The following is a 23,284-nucleotide window of genomic DNA, read 5'->3' on the forward strand; positions in this document are numbered from 1 at the left end:
GTTTTCGGAAAATAGACAGGAGAGTGGGTAGGCTGTTTGTCTGAGTACAATGCCTCTCAGTTTAAACCCGCAATTTGAATACTGGCCACATTCAGTATTGCACTGATAGCTGGTATATATATGATTTCTCTCATGGTTCGCTTGTCACTCACTCAGACCGAGTTGAAAGACATCACTGAAGCGCTGGACGATCCCTCTGTCGAAGAGCGTGCCAAGCGAAAGCTTCTCGCTGTCCGGATGCACGTGCTGAACGTTCCACACTCGGCCATTGCACAGATCTTGGACATCACGGACGACACGGTGACAAACTACCTGAAGCGCTACCAGGCGGAGGGTCTTGCTGGTTTGCTGGAGGATAGGTTCTTCCAACCAACCAGCAAGGTAGCTCCGTTCTTCGAGACGATCAGGAAGTCACTCGCTGAGGAACCTGTTGCTTCTGCGAAAGAGGGCGCGGCTCGAATCGAGAAGCTCACGGGCATTCTGCTTTCCGAGACGCAAGCCCGGCGTATCATGAAGCAACTTGGTCTGGAGTATCGGAAGACGGCTGCGGTTCCTGGCGGTGCGGACCCGCAGCTGCAATTGGATTTTTTGACCCATGAGCTTCTTCCCCGGCTGGAGGAAGCTCAGATGGAAAAGCGCCGAGTCTTCTTCGTGGATGCAGCTCACTTTGTCCTCGGGGCGTTCGTTGGAATGATATGGTGCTTCGCACGCATATTCATTCGAAGCGCCAGTGGCCGGAGGCGCTACAGCGTCCTTGGAGCAGTGGAGACCAGGGACCATGATTTCGTCTCGATCCAGACGGACGGCTCTGTCAATGCTGGGACAGTATGCGAGCTCATTCGCAAGCTAGATGCAAGGTATCCAGGAGAGGAGCTGACTCTCGTGATGGATAATGCGCGCTATCAGTACAATGCTCAGGTTCAGGAGTTGGCCAAAAGTCTTAACATTGAGCTCCTGTATCTTCCTGCGTATTCGCCCAACCTGAACTTGATTGAGCGGGTTTGGAAGCTCGTGAAATCCAAATGCCTTCGTAACAAGTACTATGAGGATTTCGACGCTTTCCGATCTGCGATTGACACATTCCTGATTTCCTTGAGGGGTAGAAACAGGGATCTACTCAGATCACTCATCACTGATAACTTTCAGTGCTTGCCGAATCCGAAAATTTGATGCCGCGCAGTATACCGCAACATTGCGATTGTCGCGCTCATCGCGGCCATGCTTCAGTTTCTTTGTGTTGTCCTGTGTCGCGAGTGGGTCAAGACCGACCTCCGGCAGCGGCTATGCAAGGCGCACAGCATCCGGTGGCGGCCCTTTGCGTGGCGGACGAATGGGATCACGTGCTCCTTCAGAGTCGTCTATTCGGACTTTCGCGGACACATTCACCGAGCGATCTGCCGGACATATTGGCATCGCGCAAGCGTGACGTGGGTTGAGGACGAGATTGTCGATTTCAGACATGAATCGAAAGCGTATGAAAGGCCCGGAAGACCCCTACCCTAACTCATCTGACACCGCATCAGCCGGCGCGAAACGGAAACGCCACCCATTCTGGCGATGGTTCTGGCTGGCTTTCCTGGTGGCTTCCCTTGGCTATGCATACCATTCGTTCTACGTTCCTTCGAATGATGTCGTGTGGGCTGATGACATTGCGTCGGCTCGACAGCGGGCGAATGAATCCGGGAAGAATATGCTGTTGTTCTTCACCGCGGAGTGGTGCGTTCCGTGCCGGATCATGAAGCGTGAGGTGTTCGCGGATGACGAAGCAATGACTGCGATCAATGCGCAAGTCATCCCGGTGATGATCCATGCGGACGATCCTGGTGCGGAAGAGGCTTTCAGCCGGTATCACGTCGGCGGTACACCGGTGACGATTTTTACGGACCCTCAGGGCAACGTAATCGATTACGCAGTCGGAAGGATAGGAAGGGGGAGGTTCCTCGAGATGCTTGATAACCTGGGGAGCATTGGCGGCGAAAGGCTGTGACATGTCGCTGCGGTGGAGAATGGCGGTTGGCTGTTCCTCAGCGCAAAGCCGGCTTCCGCGGCGACGGCGGCGCTCGGCTTGGCCGGATACGTGCGGCTCGCCTTCGGGCAGTCGGGTGCAACTGCGAGGATCGTTGTGGCGCTTGTGGCGATCGGACTTCTGACGCTCGTCGTCGCCTGCGTGGACCTTACCTGGTCGTTCCGTGCGGTCACCGTGCTGGTTTACTACACCCTCACCCATCTCGCGGCCTTGCGGCTTCCGAAGGAGAGCAGGCTGTACCCCAGGCGGGTACCGGTCTGCGGCCTTGTATCCTGGCTTGGCCTCGCTTTCTGGGTGGAACCGGGGATCGGGTTGGCGGGCCTCGTGCTCATGGGTGCAGGCCTGCTTTGGCACAAGCACTTCAGGAGGCGCGCCCGGAAGGACGGCAGGACGGAGGATCCCCAACACGATCGTTCGACAAGGCACTGAAGGGGAACGCTCCTCCGCTGAGGCGTCCGAGCGTCCCTCCGCCTGAGGGTTCAGGAAACAGCGGGTGCCGTTGCACCAACAACGCCGATCCCCGGCAACCGTCCGCCGAGGCGCCATGAACCGGGGCGCTGGATCGGCACCCTGCACCAGGGACACCACCGCGCCGAACACCCCGGTTATTTCGCGTGAGGCGTCGCACGCCGACGGGTACGGTGCCGCGCACATGGACATCGCCGCGTTGCCCAGACCGGACGTCATCCTCACCCACGAAAGCGACCTGGACGGCTTTGTGGCCGGGCACCTGCTGGTGCGCCTCGCCCGGAATCTCTTCGAGACCGACGTCCCGCTCGAGGCCTGGAACAACCAGGGCTGGCGTCAGCGGCCCATGCGCGAACGAGCCGCCTGGATTTGCGACCTTGCCTTCGAGGAACGCGTCGATCGTCCCGACTGGGTGATCATCGACCATCACGTCGTCCCCGGCGCCCCGGTCAACGCGCGCCTCATCCACAATCCCGCCAAATGCGCCGCCCGGCTCTGCTACGAACTCTGCCAGGCCCGCGGACTGGGCAGTTCGAACCTCGACCGGCTGGTGGAATTGACCGAGGTCGGGGACCTCTTCCTCGAGGCGCATCCCGACTTTACCCTTGCCAATGACTATGCGTCCCTCCTCAAAGCCTATCCCTTCTGGAACCTGAGCCGACTGCTCGACGGCAACCTCGATCGACTCCTCGATCATCCCCTCCTCGAAGTCACCCAGGTCCGGCGAAGGGTCGAGGATCCCATCGGACTCGCCTGGAGCCGGGAACGGGTGGTCGAGGTCACGCCGCAGCTCGGATTCGTGGATGTCGTGGTCGGCAACGGCAATCTCATCGTGCACGAACTGCTCGCCGCCCCCGAGTGCCGTCACCCGGTCCTGATGACCCTCCTGAAGAAGGGTGCCGCCGGCGTGGTGGCGAGCTTCCGGAGCCGGGACGGGCAGGCCATCGAGGTTGCCCGTCGGTTGCAGGGCGGCGGCCACCCGAATGCCAGCGGAGCCACCCTGCCCCGCTCGGTCCAGTCCATTCCGGACGCTCTCACTTACCTCCGGCGCGTGCTCAATCCGACCCGCGCCGTTGCCGCCGCCCTGGTGGAGGATCCCGGAGGACTCCGCTGGGACGCCTGAACAGGACACGGGGCGGGACGAACGCCCGGCTGATTCCCGCCCTTGCTCCGACAGGCCCTGGACCGACTAACTCAGGCCTTCTTCTCCTCCTCATGGAGACGCTTGCTTTCCGCAATGACCTTGGCCTCGAGTTCGGCCGGCATGTGGTCGTAGTGGCTGAACTCCTCCGCGTGGTGGCCCCGTCCACCCGTGAGTGAGCGGAGCGCTGCGGAGTACAGGTAAAGCTGGTTCTGCGGGACGTGCGCCTTCACCACCTGGTAGCCGTCGGCGGTGTCCATTCCCAGAATGCGGCCCCGCCGGCTCGACAGGTCGCCCAGCACGTTCCCCATGAATTCCTCGGGAATCCGCACCTCGACCGAGCAGATCGGTTCCAACAGGCACGGACGGGCCGCCCGGAACGCCTCCTTGAAGGCCTCCTTGCCCGCGATCTGGAAGGCGATGTCCTTGGAATCCACCGGGTGCATCTTGCCGTCGTAGAAATCCACCCGCACATCCACCACCGGGTATCCCGCCAGAATCCCCTCGGTCACCGCCGAGCGAACCCCTTTCTCGACCGAGGGCACAAAGACGCGATCGACGTTCTGGCCCGTGAGGGATTCGTCGAACTCCACACCGTTGTTCCGCTCCAGGGGTTCGATGCGCATCCAGACCTCGGCGAACTGACCCGCCCCGCCGGTCTGCTTCTTGTGACGATACTTCGACTCGGCCCGGCCCCGGATGGTTTCGCGATAGGGGACCCGGGGTTCGTGCAGTTCGAAGTCGATCCGGTACCGCCGCTTCAGCCGCTCCGCCACGATCTGAAGATGCAGTTCCCCCTGCCCGGAAATGACCGTCTGATGGAGCGCCGAATCCACGTGATAGTGAAAGGTCGGATCCTCCTCGTGAAGCGCCGCCAGGCCGGCCGCCAGCTTGTCCTCCTCGCCCTTGGTTTTCAGCTTGAGCGCCATGTGGACGTTGGGCTTGGGAAACGCGACCTTGGGCAGGCTCACCACGTACTTGCTCGAACACAGCGTGTTGCCCGTGTGCGTGTCCTTCAGCTTCACCGCCGCCCCGATGTCCCCCGCGTTCAACCGGTCCATCACCGTGCGGGTCTTGCCGTTGAGACTGAAGAACTGGCCCAGCCGCTCGTTGGTCTTCCGGTCGCTGTTGTAGAGGTCGGTGTTGATGTGGACCGCCCCCGAATAAACCCGGAACAGCGACAGGTCGCCGAACTGGTCCTCGTGCGTGGTCTTGAAGACGTACAGCACCGGATGCTCGCCGTTCAACGCCACCTCGACCCCGTTTCCGGCCGCGTCGTGCGCCGCGAGCTTCATACGGTCCACCGGCGAGGAACCGTACTTCGCGATGAAGTCCATCAACCGGGCCACGCCGATGTTGGTTTCCGCCGAGGTGAAAAACACCGGGATGAAGGCCTGCTTCTGAAGGGCCGTGTGCTCGCCTGCCCGCAGCTCCTCCTCGGTCAGACTTCCCTTCTCAAAGAACTTCTCCATCAGGGCATCGTCCGCCTCCGCCGTGTACTCGATCAGTTCGCGGTGCAGCTGGGTGACCCGCTCCTTCCATTCGCCCTCGGCCGCCGCCTCGGTGTACTTCCCCGAGGCGTCCGTGGCGTAGGTCACGATTTCGCTGCGCATGACATCCAGTTCGCGGTTGAATCCCGGGCCCGGATTCACCGGCCAGGTCATTGGAAAGACCCGCGGCCCGTACTTCTCCCGCAGGGCCGCCAACATCGCGTCCGGATTCACGTTCTCCCGGTCGCATCCGTTCACCACCAGAATCTTCGGAAGCCCGTACTGGGTGGCGTAGCGCCACACGGTGTCGGTTCCCAGCGCCGGCCCGTGCAGGGCATGCACCACGACGAGGGCGAAATCGCCGACCTGCATGGCCACCGGCGCCTCGCTGATGAAATCCATGTAGCCCGGCGTGTCGATGATGTTGAACTTCCGGCCCAGCCACTCCAGCCGCAGCGGCGTGGCGTGGATCGAGATCTGGTGGAGCTTCTCGCCCGGGTGGTAATCCGAAACCGTCGTTCCATTCGCAATGCTCCCCATCCGGTTGATCTCCCCCGCGGTCGCCAGCATCGCCTCGCACAACATGGTCTTCCCGGCGGTCGCGTGGCCAACAACTGCGAAGTTCCGAATCTCTGCGGCTTGGTAGGTTTTCATGGGGCGCCAGGGGGCGTGGATGTGCTTCGCGCGGGATCATCCGCAAGGACCGTCCCCAGGCCAAGGCCGGATTGACGGACTGCCGAAAACCGGGGGCCGGGTACCACGAGGCCGCAGGAGGGCGGAGCAAGGGGTTGAGGACTCGCAGGGCTCGTCCCTCCGGTTCGCTGCCTCCCCACCCCCAACCCGGGGATGCACCGCGGGGATGCACGGCCCGAAACAGGACCTTGACCCGTGGCATTCCCGATCACTAGGTTTCCCGCCGATGTCGGATCGCCAACCCATGCCCCCGGGGCTCCTCGTACTGGTCGTCGTATCGACCGGCCTGGCCGGGGGGGTGAGTTGTCGGTGAACTCGTTCGAAACCTCCACCCACGGCCGGAACCGGTCGTGGGTTTTTTGTTCACCCCGCCCCGTCCGGCCTCATTATCCAAGAAGATGAGCAGCAAGACTCGAACCGCCCGCAACGGCCGCAAATCCGCCGGCCCCCGCACCCCCGCCGAACTCGGCCCCGCCATGCTGGGCCGGGATATCTTCGTCCAGGCCCTCGAGCGCGAAGGCGTCGAGGTGATCTTCGCCTACCCCGGCGGCGCCAGCATGGAACTGCACCAGTCCCTCACCCAGTCGAAGATCCGCACCATCCTGCCCCGTCACGAGCAGGGCGGCAGCTTCGCCGCCGAGGGCTACGCCCGCGCCACCGGCAAGGCCGGCGTCTGCATGGCCACCAGCGGCCCGGGCGCCACCAACCTCGTCACCGCCATCGCCGATGCCTACATGGATTCCTGCCCCCTGGTCGCCATCACCGGCCAGGTGCCCCAGGCCATGATCGGGCGCGGCGCCTTCCAGGAGACGGACATGATCGGCCTCACCCTGCCGATCGTGAAACACTCCTACCTGGTCACCGACGTCAACGACATCCCGGCCATCGTCAAGGAGGCCTTCTACATCGCCCAGTCCGGTCGCCCCGGCCCCGTGGTGATCGATGTCCCCAAGAACGTCCAGCAGGCCCGCACCCAGCCCGTCTGGCCCACCCTCGACGATGTCCGGAAACGGCTCCGCGGCTACAATCCCGAGATCTACGCCGGCGACCTCGAACTCAACGAGATCATCGGCCTTCTCGAAAAATGCGAACGCCCCGTCCTCTACACCGGCGGCGGCATCATCACCTCCGGAGCCGCCGCGGAATTGAAGAAGTTCGCCGAAACGGCGGGCATCCCGGTCACCACCACCATCATGGGCATCGGCGGGTTCCCGGAGGAACATCCCCTCTCCCTCCGCTGGCTCGGCATGCACGGGGCCGCCTTCGCCAATTGGGCCGTCAGCGGCGAGTTCGCCCACCGCAAGTCGCCCGCCGATCCGATGGTCAAACTCAAGGACGGCGCCGATCTCCTCCTCGCCTTCGGCGTCCGGTTCGATGACCGCGTCACCGGCAAGTTCACCGAGTTCGCCAAGGGCGCCACCATCGTCCACGTGGACATCGACGCCTCCGAGCACAACAAGAACCGGCGTGCCAACCTGACCGTCCACGGCGACCTCCGCGACACCCTCAAGCGCCTCAACGCCCTCCTTTCCAAACGGGGAGGCATCCGGCGCCAATACGACGCCTGGCACGCCCGGATCGCCGAGTGGAAGGAGCGCGCCCCCTTCCAGTACACCACCAAGGCCGAGTTCATCGACTCCGACCACATCAAACCCTTCGCCCGCGGCGGCAACGAGTACATCCTCCCCCAGATGGCCATCGAGGAACTCCACCGCCTCACCCGCGGCGAGGCCTTCATCACCACCGGCGTCGGCCAGCACCAGATGTGGGCCGCCCAATGGTACAAATACAAGTTCCCCCGCCAGTTCATCAGCTCCGCCGGCCTCGGCTCCATGGGCTATGGCTATCCCGCCGCCCTCGGCGTCAAGGTCGCCCACCCGGACCGCGAAGTCATCGACATCGACGGCGATGGCTCGTTCCTCATGAACATTCAGGAACTCGCCACCGCCAACATCGAGAACATCGCCGCCAAGGCCATGATCCTGAACAATCAGCACCTCGGCATGGTCGTCCAGTGGGAGGACAACTTCTACGGCGGCAACCGGGGACACACCTACCTCGGCAATCCCAGGGATCGCCAGGCCATCTACCCCGACTACGTCAAGGTCTGCAACAGCTTCAATGTCCCCTGCGAACGCGTCGTGTACCGCAAGGACCTTCGCCCCGCCCTCGAACGGATGCTGGCCGCCAAGACCCCCTACGTCCTCGACATCATCACCCCCTACACCGAGCACGTCCTTCCCTTCATCCCGGCCGGTCAGACCGTCGCCGACATGATCTGGAAAGCCTGACGCGCTGCCTCCCAGATGGGCCGGGCGTCCCCGATACACGCGGACACCCGGCCCCCAGCCCCCGCCCCACCGCTTCCATGTCCAAGACCTCCAAGGCAACCGAACCCTCCTTCGAGGACGCCCTCGGCAAACTGGAATCCATCGTCGAGGCCATGGAAGGCGGCGAACTGCCGCTCGAACAACTCCTCGCCCGCTACGAGGAAGGCACCCGGCTGGCCCGGTTGTGCGAGGAGAAACTCGCCGCCGCCGAACAGCGCATCCTCGAACTCCAACCCTCCAACCCCGGTCCCGACCCCGTCGGAGATTCCGCGGACGAAGACGACGAACCCGGCGATTGATTCCTGAACCCGCCCCCCGGACGCCTCGCCCCCTTCCCAACCCACTCCAGCCTCGTGCAATCCAAAACCCGCACCCCCGCCAAGCCCCTGACGATGAGCCGCTACCTCGACATGGTCGATCACCCTGACCACCTCAAGAAGCTCACCCTCGAGCAGAGCGCCCAGCTCGCCACCGAGGTGCGCCACGAACTCATCACCAAACTGGCCAAGCACGGCGGCCATCTCGGCCCCAACCTCGGCGTCGTCGAACTCACCATCGCCCTGCACCGCGTCTTCAGCACCCCCAAGGACAAGTTCGTCTGGGATGTCAGTCATCAGGTCTATGTCCACAAACTCCTGACCGGCCGCAAGAATCGCTTTCACACCATCCGCACCACCGACGGCCTCAACGGCTTCGCCCTCCGCTCCGAAAGCGACCACGACTGCTACGGCGCCGGCCATGCCGGCACCGCCCTCTCCGCCGCCCTCGGCATGTGCGCCGCCCGCGATCAGCGGAAGGGCGACGAACATGTGGTCTGCATCTTCGGCGACGCCGCCCTCACCAACGGCATCTCGTTCGAGGCCCTCAACAACATCGCCCACACCACCAAGCGCTTCATCGGCATCCTCAACGACAACGAGTGGTCCATCGCCAAGAACGTCGGTGCCATCTCCGGCTACCTCAACCGCCTCACCACCAACCCGCGCTACAACCAGCTCCAGCGCGATTTCGCCCACTGGCTCAAGAAACTCCCCAAGGGCGATCTCGCCGTCCGCCTCGGCCAGAAGGCCGAGGAGGCCCTCAAGGGCGTCGTCGCCGACATGTCCCTCGAACGGACCCACGAAGGCCCCGGCACCGACGGCCGCGGCGGCTACGGCAGCAGCCTCATCTTCGAGGAATTCGGTCTCCGTTACCTCGGGCCCTTCGATGGCCACGACCTCCCCACCCTCGTCGGTGTCCTCGAATTCGCCAAAACCTTCGATGGCCCCGTCGTCATCCATGTCCTCACCAAGAAGGGCAAGGGCTTCGATGCCGCCCTCCAGCACCCCGAGAAGTTCCATGGCCTCGGACCCTACTGCGCCGAAACCGGCGCCGTCGTCTCGCCCAAACCCGGCAGCCCGCCCGCCTGGCAGGAGATCTTCGGCCAGACCATGGTCAAGCTCTGTCACCAGAACAAAAACGTGGTCGGCATCACCGCCGCCATGCCCAGCGGCACCTCCCTCAAGGTCCTCGATCAGGCCCTCCCCAATCAATTCTACGACGTCGGCATCGCCGAGGAACACGCCGTCATCTTCGCCGCCGGCATGGCCACCATGGGCTTCCATCCCGTGGTCGCCATCTATTCGACCTTCCTCCAGCGCGCCTACGACTGCATCCACCACGATGTCTGTCTCCAGGATCTCCCGGTGATCTTCTGCATGGACCGCGCCGGCCTCAGCGCCAACGACGGCCCCACCCATCACGGCCTGTTCGACATCGCCTACCTCCGCTGCCTGCCCAACATCGTCCTGATGGCCCCCAAGGATGAGGATGAACTCCAGGACATGATGTTCACCGCCACCCTTCAGCCCCACCCCGTCGCCATCCGCTATCCCCGCGGTCCCGCCGAAGGGGTCCCCGTCAAGGAACGCCCCGCCGTCATCGAAATCGGCAAGGCCGAGGTCCTGCAGCACTTCCGCAATGCCGGCTCCCGCAAGGCCGCCTTCTTCGCCCTCGGCAACATGGGCCGCATCGCCCGCGACGCCATGGCCGCCCTCGAACGCGAAGGCTGGGACTGCGCCCTCATCAATCCACGCTTCGCCAAACCCCTCGACGCCGCCGTCCACGAGTTCTTCGCCCGCTCGTCCGATGTCGTCGTCACCCTCGAAGACCACGTCATCGCCGGCGGCTACGGCAGCGCCGTCATCGAATGCCTCAACGAACGCCGCATCGCCACCCCGGTGGTGCGCCTCGGCTGGCCCGACCAGTTCGTCGAACACGCCAGCAGCGTGGACTACCTCCGCCAGCGCCACGGGCTCACCGCCGAGGCCGTCGTCCAGCAGGTCCGAGCCGCCGTGCCGGCCTCCCTCCCGGCCGCCACCACCACTCCCCATCTCGCCGCCGCGGGCGCCGCCTGAGCGGTATCCATCCAGTAAGGAGGTAAGCGCCGGGCATCGCCACCCATGACCCTCGGCCTCATCTCCGATACCCACGGACGCCTCCCCCCCGCGGCCCTCCGGGCTCTCGCCGGCGTCGATCGCATCCTCCACGCCGGAGATGTCGGGCCGCCCAGCCTCATCGCCGAACTGGCCCGCCTCGCCCCGGTCACCGTGGTCCACGGCAATACGGACAGCCACGCCGGCTGGCCGGACTTCGAGTCCGTCGAAATCGGCCCCCATCGGATCCTGGTGGAGCATATCGTCTCACCCCACCACCCCTCCCCCTCCTTTCGCCTCCGCCTTCAACTCGTCCGCCCGACGGTGGTGGTCTTCGGCCACACCCACCGGCCCTTCGCCGAAACCCTCGAAGGCATCCTCTACGTGAATCCCGGTTCCGCCGGCGCCCCGCGCTTCGGCCTGCCCCCCTCGATCTGCCGCCTGCACCTCGATGGCGACCGCCCGCGCCACACCTTCGTCGAGCTGGCCTGAACCCCCTGGCCCCCCCTTCGGAGGGACGAGCTCCGCGAGTCCACGTCCCATTTCACCCCCCCCGCTTCACCCCCCGGAGGGACGAGCTCCGCGAGTCCTCCTCCCATGGCACCTAACGCCTTCCCGCCCCGGTCCCTCTCTGCCATCAATCGCCCGTGATCATCGGCGTCCCCCGCGAACTCAAGGACCAGGAACACCGCGTCGCCCTCGTCCCCTCCGCCGCCTACCAACTGGTCCAGCGCGGACACCAGGTCCTGGTCGAACGCGACGCCGGCCGCGGTTCGGGCTACCCGGACGCCGATTACGCCGAGGCCGGCGCCCAACTCGTCCCTGAACACCGCGTTGTCTTCGAAGACGCCGACCTCGTCATCAAGGTCAAGGAACCCCTCCCCTCCGAGTATCCCCTGCTCCGTCGCGGCCAGATCCTCTTCACCTACCTCCACCTCGCCGCCAACCGGCCCTGCACCGAGGCGCTCCAGCAATCCGGCGTCACCGCCATCGCCTACGAGACGATCGAGGTCAACCGGCGGCTCCCGCTCCTCGAACCCATGAGCGAGATCGCCGGCCGCATGAGCGTGGTGGTCGGAGGTTATCTCCTCGCCAAACACCAGGGCGGCAGCGGCGTCCTGCTCGGCGGGGTTCCCGGCGTCCTTCCCGGCCGCGTCGTGGTCCTCGGCGGCGGCACCTCCGGCATCAATGCCGCCCGCATGGCCACCGGGGTCGGCGCGGATGTCACCATCCTCGAAGTCGATCTCGAACGGATGCGCTTCCTCGACATCACCCTCCACACCGCCCACACCCTCTACTCGAACGAAGCCCACCTCCTGGACCTCCTTCCCTCCGTGGATCTCCTCATCGCCGCCGTCCTCGTCCCCGGCGCCCGCGCCCCCCGGCTCATCCGCCGGGACATGCTCCGCCGCATGCGTCCCGGCAGCGTGCTGGTGGACATCGCCATCGATCAGGGCGGCTGCGCCGAAACCTCCCGGCCCACCACCCACGATGATCCCGTCTATGTCGAGGAAGGCGTCAGCCACTACTGCGTCGCCAACATGCCCGGCGCCTACGCCCGCACCGCCACCCAGGCCCTCGCCAACGTCACCTTTCCCTACCTCCAGCTTCTCGCCGATGCCGGTCTCCCCGCCGCCCTCGAAAAGAATCCCGCCCTCTGGTCCGGTCTCAACATCGTCGCCGGCCATGTCACCCACCCCGCCGTCGCCGCCGCCCTCCAGTTGCCGCACCACGACCCGCGCACCGTCCTCCCCACCTGACTGCATGGCTGCGGCTCAGGGAAGCCCCGGACGACGGACCGGCGCCACATAGTTGCGGTGCCAGGACAACTGCCAGAGATCGTCCAGCGCCACTCGTCGGGCATGGCCGTCCGCCATGGCCATGTTGACCGCCCCCATCAGGGGCCGTCCGGATGGCGCGATCTGCGGGATCGGGAAGCTGCGGCTCCCGTGACGGGCGAGGCAATAGGTGTGGATGTTCGGGCCGGGGCCTCGAAAGCCGCCGTAACCGTGAAGATCCCGCGGCGGCGTGTCAGTCGCCCGCCCCCAGGCGATATGATACTGCCCATCCCCCACCATCGGCGTCCGGCTCGGCTCGACGACATCGGACTCGCGCTGAAACGCCTCGGGCACGATCCGGTTCGGCACGTCGTTCCATGCCTCCCAGGCGAACCACGCATTGATGGCATAACTGCCCGCCCGGTCCTCCGGTGCATCCCCGGGGAACAGGGATTCCTCGGACCACGCCTTGTCCTGCCATCGGAGGCGCAGGCTTCTCACCCACCTCGGGTGGGTCCAGGCACGGTCCACCGCCCCCGGCATAAAGGCGTTCTCCGGAGCGTTTGCCGCCCAGGGCAGCCGCCCGGGACGGACCGGCGCTCCGGGACAAATCCAGGCCCTGCCCGGCACCCCGAAATCGCGCACCAGCCAGTGCGCCAGAAACGGCTCCTCCAACCATCGCCCCTCGACCCCGGTCATCTCCACGATCATCGCCAGACTCACCTGCCGGACATGCCCGAGACAGACGGCTTCCCTGGCGCGGTCCTTCGCCCGCCCGAGCGCCGGAAGCAGCAGACTGGCCAGGATCGCGATCACCGCGATCACCACCAGCAGTTCAACCAGCGTGAACCCTCCCCTGTCACCCGGCCGGCTCCGAAAGACCCCGCCTCGAGATCCTGATCGAAGCCCTCTCCTGTCTGGACGCATCGCTGACATGGCAACCCAAGTGGACGATCCATCGAATGGCCCCCGACCCGATCTGTCAAGCCCGTCTCAGCGTCCACACCTCCACCGGTGCATCCCGGAGTGGCGGGTAAGAAGGCAGCGGATCGGATGGACGAGCTCCGCGAGTCCTCAATCCCATCGCACCACACCTTTTCCCCCTCCCCGGGACTCGTACTCAGCCCGAAGGGCGGTACTCGTACTCGTCATCGTCCTCGACTCGCAGGCACACCGCTTCAGCGTCGCCTCATGGCTGGCCCGATGGGTTTGATCGTGTTCGGACCTCCCATGCCGCATGGGAATTGGGGGGGCGATTACGAGTACGATTACGATTACGATTACGAGTACGATTACGATTACGATTACGAGGTTCTGCTGCAAAAAGGCTGAGGTGCGCTGGCAGGGCGGGGAGGTGGGGGGGCAGAGGCTGGGTCGGCCTCTGTTGGGTGTGCACGCTTTGGCGTGTCGGGGCGGATTTGGGAGGCTCACGCTGAAGCGTGTACACCCAACGGTCCCTCCGATTTCACCCCTTTGCCTCACGCCGGAGGGACGAGCTCCGCGAGTCCTCGTCCCAACGCTCCACACCCTTGCGGCCTCATGGAACCCGGCCCCTCCGAAACCTGCGGCAATCGCCCCCACCCCTCCCGGATTCATGGCGCCGTCGCCGGCACCAGTCCCCCGGACACATGCGTCCGCACCATCTCTCCCACCCACGATTCCTCGAGCACCAGCCGGCGCAGCGTGCCGGCAATGGCACCGAACAGCGCCGACACTGCCTCGTCCCCGGCCATCTCCTGCGGTTGCCAGTCCACCAATCCGGCCGGCGCCGGGTTCAGCAGCGCCAGCGTCATGAAGATCAATCCGACCCCGCCCAGCACTCCGGCTGCGGCCCCAAGAACCGCATCCCCCTCGCCCCACGGCGCCGTGGCGGAAACCCGGTCCGCCACCCGCCGCTCCAGCAGGCTCACCGCAAGCAGCACCGCAGCGGCCACGGCGACATAGGCAAACCAGTGGGCCGCACCCGCTGAGAGTCCAAGAGTCTGCCCGAGCGGCCCGCCAAGCGGCACACACAGCAGCGCCCCGGCCAGCGGAATCGTCAGCCACCTCATGGCGGGCCAGAGCATTGCGCCCAGACCGCGCTGATAGCCTCCGTACCCCGCCAGAACCAGGGCGGCCACCATCACCGCATCGATGGCATTCACACTCGCAAACGGGTTTCAGGAACCGCCCGCCGGAGGATCGCCGCATCGGCCCGGGTGAACACGAGCGCCCATGAAGGCGGGGGGCCACCTTGTTGTAGCGGAGGTGCGATTGGAGCATCGTGCTGCCCCGCCGCCTCCGTCGTTGGATCGCTCGTGTTCACTCGGACCGACGCATCCGCCGGCGTCTGGAAAGAATCAGTCAACGATCACAGGGGTGATCGAGATCACCAGTTCCTTCTTGGAAGTCGATTCCACCCGGCCCCGGAACAGATGACCCAGCAGCGGAATGTCACCCACCACCGGCACCTTCCGCACCGTCCGGGCATGCTCGTCCTGCATCAGCCCTCCGATGATCACCGTCGCCCCGTTCCGCACCCGGACCAGCGTCGAGGCCTGCTTGATATCGAGCACGGGAGCGGTCGTGGTCTCGCTCGGCGACGTTCGTGTCTCCACCAGGCTGGTCAGCACCGGCGCAATATCGAGTGTCACCCAGTCGTTGCTCGAGATCTGCGGCGTGATGGCCAGGATCGTTCCGATCGTGATCGTCGAGACGGCATCCTCCTGAAGCTGCGTCGTGCTGCCCGCGGTGTTCCCGGGAAGGAAGGTCGTCCGGCTCGTGAAGAACGGCGTCTCCGTCCCCACCTTGATCATCGCCGTCTGGTTGTTCACCACCCGGATCCGCGGCTGCGACACCACATTGACCGTTCCCTGCTCCTGCAGGGCGTCGAGCAGCACCGTGGTGTCGTTGCCCTGAAACAGGAAGTTGAACGAACCGTTCTTCATCGGCACACCGCCGACCGGCGCCGTCACGATCGACGATCCGCCCATCGTGGCCACACCCCCGAATGCCTCGGCCGCGTGCTGCCAGTTGATGCCGAACTGGAACTGGTCCCGCAGCGTGACATCGAAAATCCGGGCATGGATCTCGACCTGCCGCGCCACCGAACCCGACAGGCTCTCGAGATACCGGTTCACCCGCTTCAACGCCGAAGGACGGTCGGTGATCTGGATGATCCCCGCCGTCATGTTGATCGCCATCGTGTCGCGCCCGTCGGGGGTCAGCAGCCGGGACAGTTCCTCCCTCAGTTCGGTCCAGAAGTTGATGGCGTTGTCGGCGGTCAGATTGACGGACGATCCGCCACTCCCTCCTCCGCCACCCCCGCCCCCGCCCCCGCCCCCGCCTCCACCCCCGCCCATTCCCGAAGCGAGGTTCGCGGAACTCACCCCCATGCCGGACCGCGACAACCGCAGATAGTCGATCCAGTACTCCTGCGTCTGACGCGCCCGCACCCGGATGAGTCCGTCGTCCTCCATCCACACGTAATCGTAAGCCTCGAGAAGCGCCTGCATCACACGTTCCAACGGCAGGTCACGCAGTTCCACCGTGACCGGTCCCGACACGTCGCGGTCGGGCACGATGTTCAGCCCGTTGGCCCGCGCGAACATCGCCAGGGCGGCCTTCAGGTCGAGCTCTGTCGCGCTGAACGAATACAACGCCCTCCCCCCCGACTGCCGCGTCACCGGCTCCGGCGTCTCCGCATCCGCGGGTAGAATGATCAATGGCGACCCGGCCCCCTCCCAATCCCCGGACTCGTCAGTCACTTCCACCGCGTTGATCACCGTCTCGACCGGGCGCGGCTGCGGGAGCGGGACGGTCGCGGCAGGCCGTTCGACCGGTTGCGCCAGCGCCACCGCCCCCTTCGCGGGCTGCACCCGGGAGGTGGACGGTCCGGTCTGGGATGGCGGACGCCAGTTGGAGACGGACGCCGACACCGCGACTCCATGGGCCGCTGCGAGCCAGACACCCAGGCGCACGACCGCGAGGACGGATCGAACCGCCTCACAACGTCGCGATGCATCAAATCGAATGAGCTTCATGGGCGAAGGGCAGGCCCTCATGGATTCCTCATCGGCGCGTTTCGCAATCAACTCCAGTCCCTTCCGTATTCCCTTGGTTCTTTGTTGGCATCGCTCGGCGTCGTACCCCTTCCGCAACCCTCTCATTCCCGATCCCAACCTTGGTCTCCTTCCTGGTCTTAATCTTACTCTTAATCTTAATCTTAATCTTAATCTCCCCCCCGAACTTCCCGCCACTCCTCGCCCCACCCAGCGGCGACAGGCGCTCGTTCGAGAGTGGGGAAGATTGAGAGCAAGATTAAGAGCAAGATTAAGAGCAAGATTAAGAGCAAGATTAAGAGCAAGATTAAGAGCAAGACCAAGACCAAGACCAAGACCAAGACCAAGACCAAGACCAAGACCAAGACCAAGACCAAGACTGGGACGAGTATTCCACCCGGGCTCGCATGTCGGGGTGCGACGAAAGGTTCGCCTGCCTACGGCGTCCGCGCGGCGTGATGACTCGCCCTTGTCCCGCCGGGGGAAGGATTCGAACTCCGGCCCGGCGCCGCGGGACGTCTGGACGGGACCAGCGAAAACTCCACCCGTTCCAGTCCGTTGGTTCCGCTCACCCAGACGCCGTCGCCCTCGATCCGTTCCAGCGTGTAACCGGCCACCGGATCGCCCTCCCGCAGGACCGCGTTGTTGATTACCGCAAACTGCCCGCCCGTCTGCCGCCAGATCGCCCGCAACGCCAGGACATCCGCGGCCTTCGGTCCCTCCACGCGTGCCCGGACCGCGGTCTGACGCTCGAAGGGATCCCGCTGCGGCGCCTCGATCCATTCCCGGATCCGCGCCTGGATCGCCGCCAGGTCCATCGGCCGCACAGCCACGTCCTCCGCCCGGACAGGAGCGCCCGTCCCCGAACCGCGGTTCCCGGCGGCTTGAGACGGTGGCTTCGCAGCCTTCGCCGCACTCGCGGCAGGTTTCGCAGGAGTGACTTTGGCTGTCTTGGCCGGGCCGCGGGAGGGGCGCGATTTCTTCATCATCGGTCCCGCGATGTTCCAGACCACAAACGCCAGGGCGCCCGTGGCAAGAATCCCCACCACCACCGGATTGCGAAGAAGCTTCATGGTGCGTCATCCTCCTCGAAGGTCCCCGCCCAGAGATCCACCGTGACCGAGGCCATGGCCACCGAGTTCGATCCGCCCCGGACCCTCAGTTCAACAAGATCCACCCGCTGGGTCGCCGAAGTCAGATTCTGCACGAAATCCACCACCCGCCGGTACACCGGCCGGGCCGCCTCGATGCCGTACGCTGGCTCGACCTCGACCGTCGCCTGCAGCACCGCGAGCGACTGGCCCCCGACGCTGTTGGTGCGCGTTCCCACAAAGGCGATCGCCGGCTCCAGGGCCAGCGGAACCGCATCGCTTCTCAGTCCGTCATGCCATTCCGCCACCGCCTGGCCGCCTCCGAACAGACCGTCCTGCGCATCCGCCAACCGGCGGGCAATCTCCTCCAGGCGCCCGGGACCCTGCCCCGCCTGCATCAGTTCGATCTCCGTGGAGAGACGTGACGCGGTCTGGGTGAGCGCCGCCGATTCCTGCTGCACCCGGGACACCCGCCCGACGCTCCACCAGGACAGCCACAGGGCTCCCCCCACCACGCCAAGCAGTCCCACCCGTTCGAGGACTGCCAGCACGCGGGTGCGCGTGCGACTCGATCTCCGCGGGTTCGGGTTGGATTTCATTGGAGGACTCCCTGGAGATTGAACTGGGCCCCGGGCGGCGCAGTGGGCCCCGTGGCGCCCGGCGCCGGTCGGGCCGCCCAGACGGCGATCATCTCAATGGCGGATTTCGGCCGGGCCGGTTCGGACGCTTCCACCGGATCGGGTGCTCCCGCGGTCAGACTCACCTGGAAAGGCCCCGAACGAAGCCGCTCGGTCATTTCCGCAATCCGCTCGCCGGCAATCATCGCCTGGGCCGCATTGGTGGCCGATGGCATGCCCCCCGCCAACTGCAGTTGCCATCGGGCGCCCTCTTGGCGCAGATGGAGATTCGTCACCACCAGCTCCGTCGGCACCGCCTCGGAGAGATAGGCCAGAAACCACACCGGCACGGGTGCCGGCCGGCCGTCCAGCACGGCCTGCGCCCACTGGGACCGCCGCTCCAGCTTCTGGTGCGTCCGCTGCAGCTCCCGGTGCTGCGATTGCAGTTGGGCCTGCCGAAGCTCGAGATCCCGCATGGCCGCCCGCTCCGTCCGGACCAGCACTTCACAAAATGCCGCCGTGGCCAGCGCCCCGGCCGCCAGCAGGAGCGCCACCAGCGCCGTCACCCGCAGCGCGGCCCGTTGCTGCGGCGCCCGTCGCACCTCGGCGCTGATCAGGTTGGGAGACTGCGCCGGCCCCAGTCGCGCCGATTCCTCCGCCCAATACACCGGCCGGTGCTCCTCCGGACTCGCCTGCACCGCGACAGGAAGCTGGCCATTCAGCTCTGCCAGCCGCTCCGACGTCCCCGGACCAAACCACCAGACCCCCGCGACATTCACCCCGAATTGCTGCGAGACGAACAACAGCGTCCGGCTCATGTCCACCGCCACTCCCCCTTTGTCCCGCGTCCGCGTTCCATCCAGGGAGCGGGCCATGAGGAGCTGCCCGTCGGCACGCCCGACGACCACCGAGGTCATGCCCCCGGCGTCGCCCGCCACCAGGGCCACCTCGTCCTGCTTCAGCGGCAGACGCCCGATCTGCGCGTGCAGCACCGCGGTGCTCGGCGTGACCCCCACCAGGTGAAGTCCCGCCCGCTGCGTCTCGCTGACCAACCGGTCCAGCAGATCCCGCGGAAACAGATGCACCAGCACGCTCTGCGAATTCTTCGTCGGCAGGGCGGGCTGATACGCCCAGGCCGGTGCCCCTTCGAAAACCTTCGACTTCTCCACCTGCCGCTCCACCAACCCCCGCAACGCCGATCCCCGCGCCGGCGGCACCTCGATGAGCTGATGCGTCAGCCGCGGATGCGCCAAAAGAAGCGTGACCGTCCCCCCACGATACCCCGTCCGCGCCGCCGCCTCCTTCACCCACTCCCCAAACTGCGCCGGATCATCCCCGACCCCGCTCTTCTCCCACGTCCCCGTCGGCTCCCCACGCTGCACCGCCACCGCCTCGATCCGCCCATGCATCCAGCTCAGGCTGAGCGTGGTCAAACCTCGACCAAACTTCGGGGCCGACAGCGTCGGGCGCGAGGGTTCAAGCGTCGGCACGGAGGCCGGCTCCTGAGGTGGAGCCGGTTCCGGCTTGGGAAGGGCTGGGATGCGGAGGGTGAGCATGCGCGGACGGGACAGGCTGCCGTTACGGGCCGGGGGCCTCGGGCTTGTGGAGCAGATTGACCGAGGCAGTCTTCATGGCGGTCTGGGAGTCGGAGACCGCGGTTCGGGTGGCATGCTTGGCGGGATAGCCGGCGTCCCGCCAGGCGACGAAGTTCTTCATGTAATTGCTCAGCGTGTTGACCACGATCACCGGTGTGGCCTGCGGATTTCCCTTGGCATTCACGTTCAGCGGAGACGCCACAAACACGTCGTGCGCCGCCTGGAGATCCAGCCCCGAAGTCAACCGGAGTCCGCGCCCGAGAAACAACTGACCCCGCCAGGCATCCCCCTCGTACGCGAACGACACCGGATGCTGAAGCACCTCGCGGACCTGAAGTGTGTTCACCGTCCCCGCATGATGGTGCAGTCCAAGAACGGTTCCCTTGATGTAACTGGCCGAAAACGATGGCGTGGTTGGCAGGATGTTGGTCGTCGAGTTGCCGATGGTGAACCGCCCCTGATTCGTCCCCGCCACCAGGATGGTTCCATAGTTCAGCACCAATGGTACGAAGAGGTTGTCCAGCGCCAGCCGCCGTATCCTCAAGTCCTCGCCGCGCCCGGACCAGACCCACCCCGCCGGGATGGATCCCTCAGGCGCATTCCAGATGTTCGAGAACGCCGCCGTGCTCGAGGCAAGGCCGGTCAGGATGCCCGCCGGCAGCGGTTCGCCGACGCTCGACATCAGGATGATGCCCAGCGCGGGCTCGATGTCCGCCGCCACCCCCATCTGGGTCTGGGTGAAGGGAATCGGCAGGGTGTTGGTCACCGCCGGATCCACCAGGAACCGCCTCGCCTGCCCCCGGCTGTTGGTCAATACCGCCCCCTCCCGCCACCCGACAGCCACCGCGAGGAGCCCCGGGAAGTTGGTCGGATGCGGCACCTCCTGGAATCGCAGCACATGCGTCCGCAATCCTTCCGATAGCGTCTCCAGTGCCCGATCCTCCCGGTCCCGGGCCAGCCGGTCATACCCGCGGATCAGGGCCGGCACCAGCGCCAGGCTCAGTATGGTGAGCACCGCCATCAGGCCGATCATCTCGATCAGCGAAAACGCCGCCTCCCTCCGACTCCGATGCACGCTCCGATCCTGCTGGGTCTCCAGCCAACCCCGACCCGATCCTCCCGCTGCCGCCGCGTTCCCGATGCTCATGGTTCGTTGCACGTCCGGAACTTCAGTTGATGAGATTGCCCGAAATCCAATCGAGCCGGGACTGCGCCCCCAGAAGCGCCTGGTACGCCGGCACCTGCTGGTCACTGGTGCTCCCGCCATTGTCGAACGGCACGCTGTACGGAGGCTCGCCCGTCGCCCAGAACCCGTAGGTGTACAGATACGTGAACACCTCCTCCACCACCGCCTGGGCATTGGCCCCGAACTTCGAGTTCGGCGGCATCGGCGACTGCCGGAAATTCTCCGCCAGCAATCCGAACCCCGACAGCGGCGGCCGCTTCCCATAGTTGAGATATCGGCTCCACCGCCCGTTCTCGAAGACATAACTGATGTCCTCCCGGACATACTCCTGCGCCTGCAGGGTCTCGTCGGCGAAATGCAGCCGGATGCCGCTGGTCTCCAGAAACCACGCCTCGTGCCGCTGTCCCGCCGGAATCCGGACCATGGTCTGGGCCGTCGGATTCCCCTGAATCAGGAAGGTCGGCGCCCCGGCCACCGCGAACGGCGCGACATTGTCCGGGTCCATGTTGTTGAACACCACCCGCCGAAAGAGACTGCGCAGATCCATCCGCTGGATCCACAGGTCCTCCCCCAGCCCCGTCCAGTTGGTCCACCCCGCCGGGACCTGGCCCTCCACCGAGTTCCACGCCGCATTGAACGCCGCCTGGTTGGTCGCCCCCGGAAGCGGCGCACCCAACGTCGAGATCAGCATCACCCGCCCGTTCACCGGCTCGATCGATCCATGCATCCCCTGCGTGTAGGGAAGGGTCACGCCACCCGTCATGATGTTCCCAATCTGCAGTCCGGGATCGACCAGGAACCGCCGCGCATACCCGAGCCGGGTCTCGTTCGCATGCACCAGGGGAATTGCCAGTTCATCCGCAATGGCCTGGGCCCACTGGTTCGGCGTCCCGATCTGCTTCGTCCTGAGTATCCGGTCCCGCAGCGCATCCCGCATGGTCTCCAGATTCCGAGCCTCGGTCTCCCGCGCCGCCCGCTTCATCTGCGCCACCACGTTCAAGGTCACCGCCGACGCCAGGATCGTCAGGATCGACATTACCCCGATCAGTTCGATCAGCGTGAACCCCCGGGTCCGCACCAACCCCGATCGGACCCCCTCACCCCACCCCACGGTGCCGCTGTACGGGGCCTTGCCCTTCTGTGAGTTCATCCGGCTCCACCTCTCGTTCCGCCTCGTTTTCATACGTCAGTTCAAGGCTCCCATGAGTGAGATGATCGGAAGGAAAATCGCCAGCGCCACCGTCCCCACCACCCCCACCAAGAAGAGAATCAACGCCGGTTCCATGATGCTGAACACCTTCTTGATCCGGCGCGGAATCAGCACGTTGTAGTAACTCGCCACGTTCTCCAGCGAGGTGTCCAGGCTCCCGCTCCGTTCCCCCATCGCCACCATCCGGATGAGCAGTTGGGGAAACACCGGGTGACGCCGCATCGAGTCGCTGATGACCTCGCCGGCCTCGACCCGCTGCGCGATGTCGTCCAGCGCCTCCGCCACCAGCGAACTGCCCACCAGGTCCTTGCACAGCTTGATCGCGTTCACGATCGAGATGCCCGACCGGTAAAGCACCGCCAGGTTGTGCGCCAGGCGCGAGATCACCAGCATGTGGTTCAATTCCCCGAACACCGGCAGCCCGAACTTCGCCCGGTCGAATGCCAGATCGAACCGCTTCGACTTCGCCCGCGCAATCTGCACCGAGACGGGCACCACGATGAACGCCGCCATCCAGATCCACCACGTCGCCTTCGCCACGTCGCTCAACGAAAACACCACCCGCGTGATCAGCGGCAACCCCACCTTGGCCACCGTCAGCAGTTGCACGAACTGCGGCACCACGAAGGTGAACAGCACCAGGACGAACAAACACACCACCGCAAACACAATGGCCGGATAAATCGTCGCCTGGCGGATGTCCGCCATGATCTGTTCCTGCCACTCGAGATACCGTTTCAGCTCCAGAAACGCCTCCGGCACCGTCCCGCTGCTCTCCGCCGCCCGGATCAGACTCGTGAACTGCGAGGCGAACACCCGCGGAAACCGCGCCATCCCGTCCGCCAGCGATTCCCCCGATTCCACCAGCCGCTTGAGTTCCCCAATGGTGGCCTTGAACCGCGGGTTCGCACAGTCGGCCGCCGCAATCTCCAGCGACTGCATCATCGGCACCCCGACCCGGAGCTGGAAACTCATCAGGGTCGCGAAATCGATCAGCTCGCGTCGTCCCCCGCCGCTCCCCATCCCCCACCGCGTCAGGCTCGAGGCCTTCGCGTCCTTCCCCTTCTCCGCCTTCGCCGAGACCAGCCAAAGCCCCATCGCCCGCAGCCGCTCTTCAAGACTCGCCTCGTCCCGCGCCGCAAGCTGCCCGTTCACGGTCTTTCCGTCCTGGTCGATGCCCTGGTACGCGAAGGTCTGCATGGTGT

At 65.3% G+C, this 23,284-nt stretch carries 19 protein-coding genes; 9 read left to right on the forward strand and 10 right to left on the reverse strand.

The features are described 5' to 3' along the window. The first annotated feature begins 132 nt into the window (after positions 1 to 132). From KF833_13050 to KF833_13065, 4 genes are all read left to right on the forward strand, one after another. A complete protein-coding gene (locus KF833_13050; GenBank protein MBX3746226.1) occupies positions 133 to 1,170 on the forward strand; it encodes an IS630 family transposase in 1,038 nt (345 codons plus the stop codon). 304 nt (positions 1,171 to 1,474) lie between these two features. Next, complete coding sequence (locus tag KF833_13055) at positions 1,475 to 1,987, forward strand: thioredoxin family protein (protein ID MBX3746227.1); 513 nt, start codon at positions 1,475 to 1,477, stop codon at positions 1,985 to 1,987. 12 nt (positions 1,988 to 1,999) lie between these two features. Beyond that, positions 2,000 to 2,455: a hypothetical protein gene (locus KF833_13060; protein ID MBX3746228.1), complete on the forward strand. Its 456-nt coding sequence runs from the start codon at positions 2,000 to 2,002 to the stop codon at positions 2,453 to 2,455. A 115-nt stretch (positions 2,456 to 2,570) separates the two neighbouring features. Beyond that, entirely contained in the window at positions 2,571 to 3,617 is a 1,047-nt protein-coding gene (locus tag KF833_13065) for a DHH family phosphoesterase (GenBank protein ID MBX3746229.1), read from the forward strand. Positions 3,618 to 3,688: 71 nt separating this feature from the next. On the opposite strand, the gene KF833_13070 is transcribed toward KF833_13065, so the two are convergent. Further along, positions 3,689 to 5,779 carry an elongation factor G gene (locus tag KF833_13070; protein ID MBX3746230.1) on the reverse strand — a complete coding sequence of 697 codons (2,091 nt, stop codon included), beginning with the start codon at positions 5,777 to 5,779 and terminating at the stop codon, positions 3,689 to 3,691. 515 nt (positions 5,780 to 6,294) lie between these two features. Between KF833_13070 and ilvB the strand changes: the two genes are divergently transcribed. From ilvB to ald, 5 genes are all read left to right on the forward strand, one after another. Next, positions 6,295 to 8,109: a biosynthetic-type acetolactate synthase large subunit gene (gene ilvB, locus KF833_13075; GenBank protein ID MBX3746231.1), complete on the forward strand. Its 1,815-nt coding sequence runs from the start codon at positions 6,295 to 6,297 to the stop codon at positions 8,107 to 8,109. 77 nt (positions 8,110 to 8,186) lie between these two features. Further along, entirely contained in the window at positions 8,187 to 8,447 is a 261-nt protein-coding gene (xseB, locus tag KF833_13080; GenBank protein ID MBX3746232.1) for an exodeoxyribonuclease VII small subunit, read from the forward strand. Between the two features lie 93 nt (positions 8,448 to 8,540). Further along, a complete protein-coding gene (dxs, locus tag KF833_13085) occupies positions 8,541 to 10,544 on the forward strand; it encodes a 1-deoxy-D-xylulose-5-phosphate synthase (GenBank protein ID MBX3746233.1) in 2,004 nt (667 codons plus the stop codon). Positions 10,545 to 10,589: 45 nt separating this feature from the next. Further along, complete coding sequence (locus KF833_13090; GenBank protein ID MBX3746234.1) at positions 10,590 to 11,054, forward strand: metallophosphoesterase family protein; 465 nt, start codon at positions 10,590 to 10,592, stop codon at positions 11,052 to 11,054. A 155-nt stretch (positions 11,055 to 11,209) separates the two neighbouring features. Further along, positions 11,210 to 12,322 carry an alanine dehydrogenase gene (gene ald / locus KF833_13095; GenBank protein MBX3746235.1) on the forward strand — a complete coding sequence of 371 codons (1,113 nt, stop codon included), beginning with the start codon at positions 11,210 to 11,212 and terminating at the stop codon, positions 12,320 to 12,322. Positions 12,323 to 12,337: 15 nt separating this feature from the next. On the opposite strand, the gene KF833_13100 is transcribed toward ald, so the two are convergent. The 9 genes from KF833_13100 to KF833_13140 form a co-directional block, all read right to left on the reverse strand. Beyond that, a complete protein-coding gene (locus KF833_13100) occupies positions 12,338 to 13,267 on the reverse strand; it encodes a type II secretion system protein (GenBank protein ID MBX3746236.1) in 930 nt (309 codons plus the stop codon). A gap of 665 nt (positions 13,268 to 13,932) precedes the next feature. Then, positions 13,933 to 14,484 (reverse strand): CvpA family protein, encoded by a 552-nt coding sequence (locus KF833_13105; protein ID MBX3746237.1) that lies wholly within the window; start codon positions 14,482 to 14,484, stop codon positions 13,933 to 13,935. 195 nt (positions 14,485 to 14,679) lie between these two features. Continuing rightward, positions 14,680 to 16,488: a secretin N-terminal domain-containing protein gene (locus KF833_13110; GenBank protein MBX3746238.1), complete on the reverse strand. Its 1,809-nt coding sequence runs from the start codon at positions 16,486 to 16,488 to the stop codon at positions 14,680 to 14,682. A 329-nt stretch (positions 16,489 to 16,817) separates the two neighbouring features. Beyond that, positions 16,818 to 17,453, reverse strand: a complete 636-nt coding sequence (locus KF833_13115) for a hypothetical protein (GenBank protein ID MBX3746239.1) — start codon at positions 17,451 to 17,453, stop codon at positions 16,818 to 16,820. Then, positions 17,450 to 18,070 (reverse strand): hypothetical protein, encoded by a 621-nt coding sequence (locus KF833_13120; GenBank protein MBX3746240.1) that lies wholly within the window; start codon positions 18,068 to 18,070, stop codon positions 17,450 to 17,452. Before KF833_13120 ends, KF833_13115 begins: the two co-directional genes overlap by 4 nt. Continuing rightward, a complete protein-coding gene (locus tag KF833_13125; protein ID MBX3746241.1) occupies positions 18,067 to 19,521 on the reverse strand; it encodes a hypothetical protein in 1,455 nt (484 codons plus the stop codon). Before KF833_13125 ends, KF833_13120 begins: the two co-directional genes overlap by 4 nt. A 145-nt stretch (positions 19,522 to 19,666) precedes the next feature. Then, complete coding sequence (locus tag KF833_13130; protein ID MBX3746242.1) at positions 19,667 to 20,830, reverse strand: type II secretion system protein; 1,164 nt, start codon at positions 20,828 to 20,830, stop codon at positions 19,667 to 19,669. A gap of 22 nt (positions 20,831 to 20,852) precedes the next feature. Continuing rightward, the gene (locus KF833_13135; GenBank protein MBX3746243.1) at positions 20,853 to 22,019 is read right to left on the reverse strand and encodes a type II secretion system protein; all 1,167 of its coding nucleotides are present in this window, start codon (positions 22,017 to 22,019) and stop codon (positions 20,853 to 20,855) included. Between the two features lie 36 nt (positions 22,020 to 22,055). Beyond that, the gene (locus tag KF833_13140; GenBank protein MBX3746244.1) at positions 22,056 to 23,279 is read right to left on the reverse strand and encodes a type II secretion system F family protein; all 1,224 of its coding nucleotides are present in this window, start codon (positions 23,277 to 23,279) and stop codon (positions 22,056 to 22,058) included. Positions 23,280 to 23,284: the final 5 nt, after the last annotated feature.

It is taken from the genome of Verrucomicrobiia bacterium (assembly GCA_019634625.1).
GTDB lineage: Bacteria > Verrucomicrobiota > Verrucomicrobiia > Limisphaerales > CAIMTB01 > CAIMTB01.

What these genes read in the sequence shown, in the direction of transcription:
- KF833_13050 (MBX3746226.1), top strand. Translation starts at nt 133, where the DNA reads ATGGTTCGCTTGTCACTCACTCAGACCGAGTTGAAAGACATCACTGAA.
- KF833_13055 (MBX3746227.1), top strand. Translation starts at nt 1,475, where the DNA reads ATGAAAGGCCCGGAAGACCCCTACCCTAACTCATCTGACACCGCATCA.
- KF833_13065 (MBX3746229.1), top strand. Translation starts at nt 2,571, where the DNA reads ATGAACCGGGGCGCTGGATCGGCACCCTGCACCAGGGACACCACCGCG.
- KF833_13070 (MBX3746230.1), bottom strand. Translation starts at nt 5,779, where the DNA reads ATGAAAACCTACCAAGCCGCAGAGATTCGGAACTTCGCAGTTGTTGGC.
- ilvB (MBX3746231.1), top strand. Translation starts at nt 6,295, where the DNA reads ATGCTGGGCCGGGATATCTTCGTCCAGGCCCTCGAGCGCGAAGGCGTC.
- xseB (MBX3746232.1), top strand. Translation starts at nt 8,187, where the DNA reads ATGTCCAAGACCTCCAAGGCAACCGAACCCTCCTTCGAGGACGCCCTC.
- dxs (MBX3746233.1), top strand. Translation starts at nt 8,541, where the DNA reads ATGAGCCGCTACCTCGACATGGTCGATCACCCTGACCACCTCAAGAAG.
- KF833_13090 (MBX3746234.1), top strand. Translation starts at nt 10,590, where the DNA reads ATGACCCTCGGCCTCATCTCCGATACCCACGGACGCCTCCCCCCCGCG.
- KF833_13100 (MBX3746236.1), bottom strand. Translation starts at nt 13,267, where the DNA reads ATGCGTCCAGACAGGAGAGGGCTTCGATCAGGATCTCGAGGCGGGGTC.
- KF833_13110 (MBX3746238.1), bottom strand. Translation starts at nt 16,488, where the DNA reads ATGAGAGGGTTGCGGAAGGGGTACGACGCCGAGCGATGCCAACAAAGA.
- KF833_13115 (MBX3746239.1), bottom strand. Translation starts at nt 17,453, where the DNA reads ATGAAGCTTCTTCGCAATCCGGTGGTGGTGGGGATTCTTGCCACGGGC.
- KF833_13120 (MBX3746240.1), bottom strand. Translation starts at nt 18,070, where the DNA reads ATGAAATCCAACCCGAACCCGCGGAGATCGAGTCGCACGCGCACCCGC.
- KF833_13130 (MBX3746242.1), bottom strand. Translation starts at nt 20,830, where the DNA reads ATGAGCATCGGGAACGCGGCGGCAGCGGGAGGATCGGGTCGGGGTTGG.
- KF833_13135 (MBX3746243.1), bottom strand. Translation starts at nt 22,019, where the DNA reads ATGAACTCACAGAAGGGCAAGGCCCCGTACAGCGGCACCGTGGGGTGG.
- KF833_13140 (MBX3746244.1), bottom strand. Translation starts at nt 23,279, where the DNA reads ATGCAGACCTTCGCGTACCAGGGCATCGACCAGGACGGAAAGACCGTG.